This is a genomic window from Photorhabdus hindustanensis (genome assembly GCF_002968995.1).
Lineage (GTDB): Bacteria > Pseudomonadota > Gammaproteobacteria > Enterobacterales > Enterobacteriaceae > Photorhabdus > Photorhabdus akhurstii.
Map to the genome: position 1 here is coordinate 15,300 of NZ_PUWT01000053.1, position 9,695 is coordinate 24,994.

A 9,695-nucleotide genomic window follows, 5' to 3' on the forward strand; every position below is an offset into this window, starting at 1 on the left:
CCAAGTTTAAATCCGACCAGCTTAATTTTTTGTGGCAGGATATTCTTGACTGGGAGAACGGGAAACAATTTTAGTCAGCTTCGCCCACCAGCGCTCATATGCCTCTCGCTGTTCGTTTAGGTAGGTGTGCTTATCGTACACCTGCCAAACCCCCGGCAGTTTATGACCGATCATCGTTTCAGCAACGTGAGGCGGTATTAATTCAGAAACCCCGGTGCGCATGGTTCTGCGTAAGTCGTGGATTGACCAAGATGTATAAGGATCAAAGTGAGGAGCCATCTTTTTATTGAGAACATCAATGATGTTAGCATGTGATCCTTTATTGAAGGGTTTTCCATCAAATACAGTAAACAAATATTCACTCCCGTGATTTAATTTTTTTGCCTGTTCAATTAATTTTTTAGCTTCTGAAATAATCGGTCTGATAAGAGGTTTTTTGGATTTTCTCCCTGTTTTATGATTTGCAGGGGGAACTGTCCAAATATTTTTTTCACAATCAAAATCACTAACTTTTGCCTTTAATAACTCACCAATGCGACACCCAAATAACAGACATAATTTTATTATTAATGCGTTCCGTGGATTATATTTAGGGGCATCAATAATATGGAAAAGAACCACCAGCTCATCTTCACTTAATGCCCTTTCTCCCGTGTCAGTATCGATATCAACATCAATGTCAGTATTAGGCTCCTTCCCTTTCAAATCATTAGATACTACATCAGACAAAGGAGTAGTATGGGTCATTCCTCTTCGAACGGCCCATCTATGCGCAGTTTTAGAATATGTCAATATCCGCTCTCCGATTGATGGAAAACGTTTTGAGACTTCTTCGATTAAAGTAAGCCAGACATGCAGTGTTACCTCATCATGAGGCAGTTTACCAATTTTGGGGAAAACATGAATTTCGAAAGAACGCAATATTTGATCGGCGTTAACCTTTGAACCTTGCATTGTCGTTTTCCACCACTCCCGAATAAGCTTTTCCACAGTGACCGCGCTCAATGCCGATTCTTTTCGCACTCGTTTAACTATTTTAGGATTACGATGTTGCTCCAGTTCTCCGCGATAAGAAATCACCGAGTCACGAGCATCTTTTAAGCTCGTTGCTGGATAAGTACCAATATCAATTCGATCTCCTTTCCCACCCCATCGGTATCTAAACTGAAATATAACCTTACCTTTCGGGGTAACACGAACAGACAAGCCATCTCTATCGGACTTAGTAATCATTTTTTCTTGGGGTTTGCCGCTGATTGAACGCAGCCATGAATCAGTAATAGCCATATTAATTTTCTCAAAAAATAATACAGCTCTTAATGTAGTTTATGTACACCAGAATGTACATAATTTTCATGACACTTGATGAATATTCATGATTACCACTGATTAAGACGAATCCATGAAAAGCAATTTTCAATTTAAAATCAATTAATTAACTTAATTTTCATGACTAGAGATGATCATTAATGTTGAATAGTGATTTCACAGACGCATTTCGTCAGCGGATGTGTTTTTGCACCAGCTCCATCAGGGCAACCCCTTTATGCGTCAGGATCTCTTCATCGCTGAGCACACTGACGTCCACCAACGGAAACGCCTGGCGGTATAAGCGGGCAGCCTGTTCGGGGAACGTAAAACAATCCAGCCACCGGTTTGAGTAAGGATACGGTCGAACCTCACCATGATAAAACAGCAGAGGCGCGACCAAAGGGAGTTCAGTATGGCCTTTTTTCAGGTGAGCCGACATAGCTGACATGGCATAATACATCAGCCGCCAGGCCATCAATGGGTCAGGGGTGGACTGATGTTCAATCAGGCAATAGATATAGCCTTGTCCCCGAGCCGTTTCAACCGAGTACAGCACATCACTGTGCAGTTGACGTAAATGCAGATCCACAAAACTGCCGGGTTCCAGTTTCAATGTGGCTAAATCACACAACGACTGGACCTCTTCGGGCAGATAAAAGGATAAGAACTCCCTGGCCGTTTCAGGCTGCGTTAAAAAATATTTGAATAATACATCATGGTGAGGCCGTTTTTCTTTCTTTGCCACAATCTGTTTCTCTATTTATCTATTAGTCATCGCCACTTATTGTAAAAGCTATAATATCTCTGGAAAACTCGCAACCAAGTTACAAAAAACATTTTCCCAGATTTTCTCAGACAAGTCTTTACCGAATGCATTAATAGAAGAGCCTAAAGAATCAAATACCAGCAAAGAAAAAACGAGGAAACATTATATTTACAACAACTACTCAATGAAAGTTATTGGTAGATTCACATAATAAGTGCAACATCGTTAATCCGGAAGTAAACATACTCGTATTCCCTTAAATCATTTTCTTGGGGGGGTTTTATACCTATTTACCATAATAAATTATTTAATTATTTTATAAACAAGTTTATTTTCCAATTGAAAACGTTATTAAATCCAGCTCCTTTAAGAAAACAGATTATCTGATTAATTTATTCATATTATTATTTATTCCCCCTGATTACATAAGCATTAATAGAGTCAAGTTTTTTCACTGATGGCTTTATGATTGGCAGGGTTTAAACTGTTATTAGAACACATTGTTTTAACATTGGATTTTAAGCGGTATAAAATTTTAAATGGTATTTTTACCACTTTCTACGTCTGATTTATGTTAAGTTTAATCATACCCGCTCTCTATCTTTACCGATCATAATAATCACTTATCTGGTTTATTACCCATTCTTTTTTATCCATTATTTCCCAACGTGCATTAATACTGATTCTGTTTTATCGACAATCTTGAGTAGTTTTAATAAGCCCCGCCCTTTATTTTTTGATAAATCAGCCAGTAAATGGCTTGATGATATAAGGATATCCCTTTATGTTTTTTTCAGATTTTGAATCCTACTAAATTAACCGTTTACCTATTTTTCATTACGTCATTTTTATAGCTTTAATCGCTCCGAATTATCACTTTTGAATAGTTGTATCAGATTAGGTAAACGTAAAATAATCGGAGGATAACATTGCCGATAAATGTATTAAATATGAAAGGGAGTCGACTGTTTTTAGCCACTCTGTATTTTTAAAAAATCTGGCATTAATGAATGCACCTATTTTTTCAACCCTCAGCTAACTAATCACCGATAAAAAGCATCTGACAATTGTCAAGGTGGGAAAATGCAAGTAAAAAGATAAGGTTAACCCTGTTAAAAAGATGATAAACAGAGCCTGTAACAGGTAAATAATTCTATTTTCCACCTCGTATTTAACGATGCCATTTTCATTAAATTGATACTTTCCATTAAACTGACACTTAGGTTTTTTCACTTTTATTTTAATAACTCTATGTTTCTTTTATATACTTTAAAAACATAGAGAGTAAATGGTGTGTTAATGGCATTAAAATCAAAGCATATTTCTTTAATCATTTTTAATGCTGTTAATCTGGTTAATCTAAAATCTTATCCGCTTTCTTTAACGATTATCTCTGATTTTCAGTAAACTTCTTAAAACCATGTAAAATAAACTTAAAACCTGTTTTTCATGATGTTTTCTCTTCCAATGCCAATATAGCATCGAATTTTTTATCCGCTGAAAAAGAACATTAACCACTTCTTTTTATCTTTGATGATAAAAGTTTTTACCTGTTTTTTCATAATACGCTTGCCACTTTTTTCCCGATGTTAAAACCATACTGATAGACAAAAAACTGCGCCTTATAACCTTCCCCTGAAAGACAAGGTTTTAAGGCGCATTTGATAATATAAAAGCAATAAACTTTTCCCCAGTAGCCAGGGCAAAATAGAAAAGACGCAGCGATATTAAGACTGATTAATCCGCAGTAACCAGTTCCAGTATTTGCTGTCTGACATGCTCGAAAATGAGTTCGCCTATCTCCGCACTTGAGCCGGATGTTTTAGAAAGAACGCCTCTCGTTGAAAACTCTTTTTTAATCGGTACTTGATAGATCCCGGCACGTGGCGGTTTATCGTGGTCAGGTCGCTCCGCTCTCACTAAATCAGGACGTAAATGCAACATTAAACTCGTTTCTGTTAACCCTGCATGCTCAGCGTGCCAACCGGGAAAATCAACTAAATGTTCACGAGTCCAATCATCAGATACCAAACTCCACCAGCTAAATACGATAACGGAACGATCGTTAAAATGCCCCTCCGCTCGTAATGCGTCTACCGCTTCGAAAATAAATCCTTCATTTTCAAAATGACCATTAATGATCACCAGTTGTTTAAAGGGCAATGAACACAAGCTTTTAATTGTTCGGCTGATATAAGCGGTAAATGTTGATCCATCCAGATAAATCGTGCCAGGAAATTCAAGTCCCCCACCACTCTGTGGCAATGATCTGGCAGACACCGGCTGTACCGGCAAGGTGAAGCCATTAATATCCTCCGCCAACACGCGAGCAAAGGCTTCTGGGATCACTGAATCCACATTCAATGGCAGATGAGGACCATGCTGCTCAATCCCGCCAATCGGCCATATCAATGTTTTACCTTCAACCGCGGTTAAAACCTGCTCACTGGTCAGTTCCGCAAATTCTCTAATTTTATTATTATTCATGATGTTATCCCTTTTTCTCATACTTTTTCTGACGTTATGGCTTGCGTATATTCATTAACAATGCGCTGCAATGTTTTATACATATGCCGATGAAGCGCGGTATAAACCTGTACCGTATTCGCCCCTGCCATTAGGTATTCATGAACATCATTACCATCCTGTACGCCTCCCGACCCAAGTATCGGAATCGTCACCCCTCGCTTACGCAAGTTATAAATAGCGGCAAGCACCATTGGTTTGATCCCCGGCCCAGAGTATCCGCAAACCCCATTAAGCAGCGCTTCGCCATTCGCGGTGTCGAATGCAATTCCCGAAATGGTATCGCTCAAGGTTATCGCATCAGCGCCACCTTCTACCGCAGCCTGAACACGCCCATACAAATTATCGCTAAGCGAGAGTTTGACCGCAAAAGGGGTATCCGTTCGCTCCTTCACCGCTTTGGTGTAGTTGAATACGCGTTCCGGTGTATCTTCCGTGAAGTCGTCCGCATGCAAGCATGAAATACCCAACTCCAAAGGGGCATCGGTCACTTCCGAGATTCGAACAGCCAATTCACCTAACGCCGCAGGTGATTCAGCATGAATAGAAACTATCACCGGAAGTTGTTCTTCCTTAAATTCACGGAGAAGCGTTAACCAATATTCAACGGTTTTCTTCGAATATGTCGTATTGTTCAACATCCCTGTACTGAACAAGTAGGTCTTTTCTGTATGCAATTTTTCTGAGCGCGGATAAATCGTTTTTGTCACGACCGCCCCTGCGCCGTGAGCGATGAACTGGCGAATATTTTTAGCTTGATCAGAAAGCAGGCCCGACCCAACAATAATTGGGTTTTTTATCTTCATTCCTAAAACATCATAAATCGGTTCAATAACTTGATTTTCCATCGTAACTCCACAAATTACCCATTCAAACAAACTTGCTATTAACCCGCCTTTCAATTCAATAGAAAGGCGGTATATCTCCAAAAGGCGCTCCATAGCGACTAAACTGCAAAACTCCTGAAAATCTCGCCAATTTGCCGCGGATTATGACGAAAATCTTGAATGTCCAATTTCGACAAATTGCAAATATGCTCCAATCCTTTTAATAAATGGCTACCGCCACGCACTATCGGTAGTTTAGTGATCAACAAGACAGGCCGTTTCAGGGCAGAAGCCCAACCAAGCTCAATATGCGTACCGTCAGTACGTAATAATTCATCATCCTGATGAACCGGGAGAATGGGCATGAAAAAATCACACTGCTGCATCCATTGGAAATCCCGTTTCGATACCATCTCCGGCGTATAATTGGGGGTATCAATACCAAATTTCTCAGTTAAATGTGCCGAAAATACCTTGCCATTCAGTGTCTCTACCGTCTTAACCGCCAATTGGATGGTCATTCTTAACTCTTCATGAAAACCACCATCGTAAATTGCGGATTGAATCGGCCCACCAATGAAAACGCTTTTGTTTGCCAACGGCATAACGCTCTCCTTAATTTTATTTACCCAACAGACTATGAGCCGTCGTTTCAAAGCACCGAAATCAGCACAGCCAGAGGATAGGATGCTTAATAGTTCAATAAGTTATCGCTCACAATAATCTAGTTTGATCTAGCTATATCGAGGAAGCAGGTTGTTTTCCTCAAGTTCATCCAAGCTATCCACAAATGCCAAATAAACTTTTTCCAGATGAGTGTCATCATGTGCATCGGAGATAAACCAGCAACGCCATTCCCAGATATAAACCCCTCTCATCAACAGGTTGTAGTAAAGCAAATCCATGTTGTCGCGATGAATTAATCTAAAAAATGAGGAAAACGATCTTGCTTCGATGGGAACCCGACGATTTAAGAACAGTTGGTTCAAACGTGAAACAAACCATTCAGTACGTCGAGTCAATGCCTTGGTAAAAGATTCCCCTCTCCTTTTGATCTCCAGCAAAGTGGCTTTCGCGGCAGCCATGCAAAGCGGATGTTGAAAATAGGTCCCGCCAAAGAATGTCGGCTCCGCTGCGGGGAAGCTGTCATCGTTGAAGTTCCAGTTTCCGCCGTCAATCGAATCAAGCATATTCTTCCTACCGGTAATGACGCCCAATGGCATTCCACCACCTATCGTTTTGCCATAGGTCACAATATCCGCCTCAATGCCGAATAATCCCTGGATACCCGCTGGATGGGTTCTGAAACCTGTCACAATTTCGTCAAATATCAGCAGAATATCTAACTCTCTGGTCGCCAGACGCAAACGCCGCAAGTAATCTGGATTGCTTAGTCCTGGGTCACGAGTCGGCACCGGCTCTACCAGCACCGCAGCGATATCGGTGCTATTCGTTTTGAGAAATTCAATGGCTTCATTGGAACCAAACTCAAACACCGAAACATCCGCAACCATATTTTCAGGTATGCCTACTGAAACAGGTTTTGTCGTATTAACTTCATCATATTCACTGGCTCTCGCCAGTACCGCATCCCAATGTCCGTGGTAACTGCTAGAAAAAAGGACAATATGATTACGACGAGTAAGCGCCCGAGCTGCCCGAACCGCATTCATTACCGCTTCCGTTCCACTATTGACAAAAGCAACGCGATCCATGCCAGTAATCTCTTTGATCAGTTCAGCCACTTCTAAGCCTATCTCATGCCGGGTTCCCAAACCAAAACCGTTGTCTATTTGCTGAGTAAGCGCTTTAACTACAAAGGGTGGGCTATGACCAAACAGATGCGCACCAAACCCCATCGTCATATCGATGTAATCATTGCCATCAATATCCTGGACGATAGGCCCAGCAAACTTGGTGCAGACAATCGGGTAAAGCAGCTCTTTTATGGAGGGTTTAAAGCCAATCCCAGAACGGCTGTCTGCAATATTTTTACGTACCGCTACCGAATGCGTTTTTGATTTAATCGTTCGCTCGTTATATTTAGATATAAATGAAGCCAGATATTTTTTTCTCTCCTCAGATTCAATCGGTAGCGCACTTCTCGACATCCATTGAAAAAAGCGTTCCTTGTTAGCCGGTGGAATATTTGGCGTATCGGATTGAGCAACTCTTTTTTCTTGATCAGCCAAGACAGGTTGAGGCTGAATTACTGCATGGTTATCTTCCGCAATCCTGTTTTTATCCACCACAACATTATTTTTATCCGCCAGCAAAATATATTCACTAAGTTGACGAACCGTTTGTAATTCTGCGAAAAATTGTCGTACTGAAAGTTTTATACCAAATCGTTTATGAATTGGTTCCAATGCTTCAAATAACAGGAGTGACTCCGCCCCCAATTCAACTAACGGTATTTCCAGTTTTATCTCTTCCTTCGGTAAACCAAATGTTTCTGCAAAAATAGAGATTATTTCTCTCTGAATAATTTCAATATTACTCATATCAACCTCACTTTCCTCAAAATGAAGACGATCTCTACCCGTTTTACAGCTCAGATTGCCGTTCTTTCAAATGGATAAGTTGGAAGCGGGAGCCGTTTACGATGTTCGGTCTGGTAAAAAATATCCCAATTGATACTTTCCCCGGCCTGCCAGACAGAGGCAGGCGAAATATACATCTCTTGCAGTTCACTCAATTGAGGGGCTACCACCACGGATTTATCTAGCAGGCCCGATATCAGCTCATGGATATCACGTGCGACAATCGCCTTGCGTATGGGTAAATGTCGTCGGCCACGCTGCAAGGTAAATGCCACATCAGCAATATTCACGGCTGGATACTGTTCAAAATATTTCATTAAATCCAAAATTTTTTGCGCTAACGCTGTCTCGGTACGTGCACTCAGTGGAATCAGATGTGCCGCCGCCGAGGAAGGTGTGTCAGGCTTTGTCGCCGGTGGTTCGGCAACGACAACATGAACATTTGTGCCGCCGATCCCAAATGAGCTAACACCGGCAATTCTCGCCGCCTTATCGTTATTCCAATCTCTGGATTCAGTCGGCACATAAAACGGGGATTCAGGGTCCCGCAGTTCAGCACAAGGAGATTCACAATTCATTGACGGCGGAATAATGCCTAAGTTGACAGCATAGATGGCTTTTATCAGCCCGGCGATACCTGATGCACAATCAGCATGACCAAGATTGGATTTAATCGAGCCTAAAGCACAGAATCTGGCAGATACATCGGCAAATACTCGTCCTAGCGCCCGTAATTCAATCCCATCACCAACAGGTGTGCCAGTCCCATGCGCTTCAATTAAACCAATTTGATCAGCTCGAACATCAGCCGCGGCAAGCGCACGACGGATCACCTGCTCCTGACCTGAAACACCCGGAGCGCTATAACCCGCTTTGACCGCCCCATCGTTGTTGATGGCCGATCCCTTGATAACCGCTAAAATCGGCTCGCCATTAAGCAGAGCATCCTCCAGACGGCGTAATACTACGAATGCGGCGGCATCAGAGAAAATCGTACCGTCAGCTTTCTCGTCGAATGCGCGAACTCGTCCCGTCGGGGACAATATTCCCCCTGCATGGTAAATATAGCCAACATGAGCCGGATACCTGACGCAAACACCCCCTGCCAGCGCCATGTCACTTTCACCTAGCAACAAGCTGTTGCAAGCCATGTGCACAGCAACCAGCGAACCTGAACAGAAAGTGCCTACACTGACAGCAGGCCCTAAGCAGTTGAGCTTATACGCAACACGTGTTGCCAAAGCATCGACAGAACTTCCGCCAAATAACAGCATGGCGTCAGCAGGAGAATGGTTCAGCGTCGGTGCAGCCTGCCAGGTACTCCGGCGAGAGCCGACAAACACTGAACAGATCCCTGCGTCTGCCCCGCTGGAATAACCGCTAAGTTCAAGCGCCTCATGGCAAACCTCCAGACAAATCCGTTGTTGAGGGTCCATTTTAGAAACTTCTCTCGGCATTATTTGAAAATAGCTGTAATCAAATGCCTCTGGATCTTGGAGGTACCCACCACGCGGAACGTAATGCAATCCCCATTCATCAGTATTAACGCCCCGATGATGAAGTTCTTCATTGGTATAACTCGAAATCAGTTCTCGTTTACCTAAGATCGCCTTCCAAAGATCTTGACTCGAATCTGCATTAGGAAAACGTCCAGCTATGCTGGTAACCGCAATATCTGTTGAATAATGCATTTGTGTTTTTGATTTCATGCTAATTCCCTTT

6 protein-coding genes and 1 pseudogene are annotated in these 9,695 nt (G+C 42.1%); all 7 read right to left on the bottom strand.

The window, feature by feature from the left end:
• Positions 1-21: 21 nt before the first annotated feature.
• The 7 genes and pseudogenes from C6H66_RS18255 to C6H66_RS18285 all read right to left on the bottom strand — a co-directional run bounded on the left by C6H66_RS18255 (position 22) and on the right by C6H66_RS18285 (position 9,682).
• Complete coding sequence (locus tag C6H66_RS18255) at positions 22-1,287, bottom strand: tyrosine-type recombinase/integrase (protein ID WP_105396322.1); 1,266 nt, start codon at positions 1,285-1,287, stop codon at positions 22-24.
• A 217-nt stretch (positions 1,288-1,504) separates the two neighbouring features.
• Positions 1,505-2,056: pseudogene (locus tag C6H66_RS18260) on the bottom strand (Rpn family recombination-promoting nuclease/putative transposase); the annotation flags it as partial.
• Between the two features lie 1,758 nt (positions 2,057-3,814).
• Positions 3,815-4,564: a creatininase family protein gene (locus C6H66_RS18265; RefSeq protein ID WP_046395734.1), complete on the bottom strand. Its 750-nt coding sequence runs from the start codon at positions 4,562-4,564 to the stop codon at positions 3,815-3,817.
• 17 nt (positions 4,565-4,581) lie between these two features.
• Positions 4,582-5,451: a beta/alpha barrel domain-containing protein gene (locus C6H66_RS18270; protein WP_105396337.1), complete on the bottom strand. Its 870-nt coding sequence runs from the start codon at positions 5,449-5,451 to the stop codon at positions 4,582-4,584.
• Positions 5,452-5,549: 98 nt separating this feature from the next.
• Entirely contained in the window at positions 5,550-6,035 is a 486-nt protein-coding gene (locus C6H66_RS18275; RefSeq protein WP_046395736.1) for a hypothetical protein, read from the bottom strand.
• Positions 6,036-6,164: 129 nt separating this feature from the next.
• A complete protein-coding gene (locus C6H66_RS18280) occupies positions 6,165-7,934 on the bottom strand; it encodes an aminotransferase class III-fold pyridoxal phosphate-dependent enzyme (RefSeq protein ID WP_105396323.1) in 1,770 nt (589 codons plus the stop codon).
• A gap of 50 nt (positions 7,935-7,984) precedes the next feature.
• Positions 7,985-9,682 (bottom strand): beta-ketoacyl synthase N-terminal-like domain-containing protein, encoded by a 1,698-nt coding sequence (locus C6H66_RS18285; RefSeq protein WP_248000727.1) that lies wholly within the window; start codon positions 9,680-9,682, stop codon positions 7,985-7,987.
• Positions 9,683-9,695 lie beyond the last annotated feature (13 nt).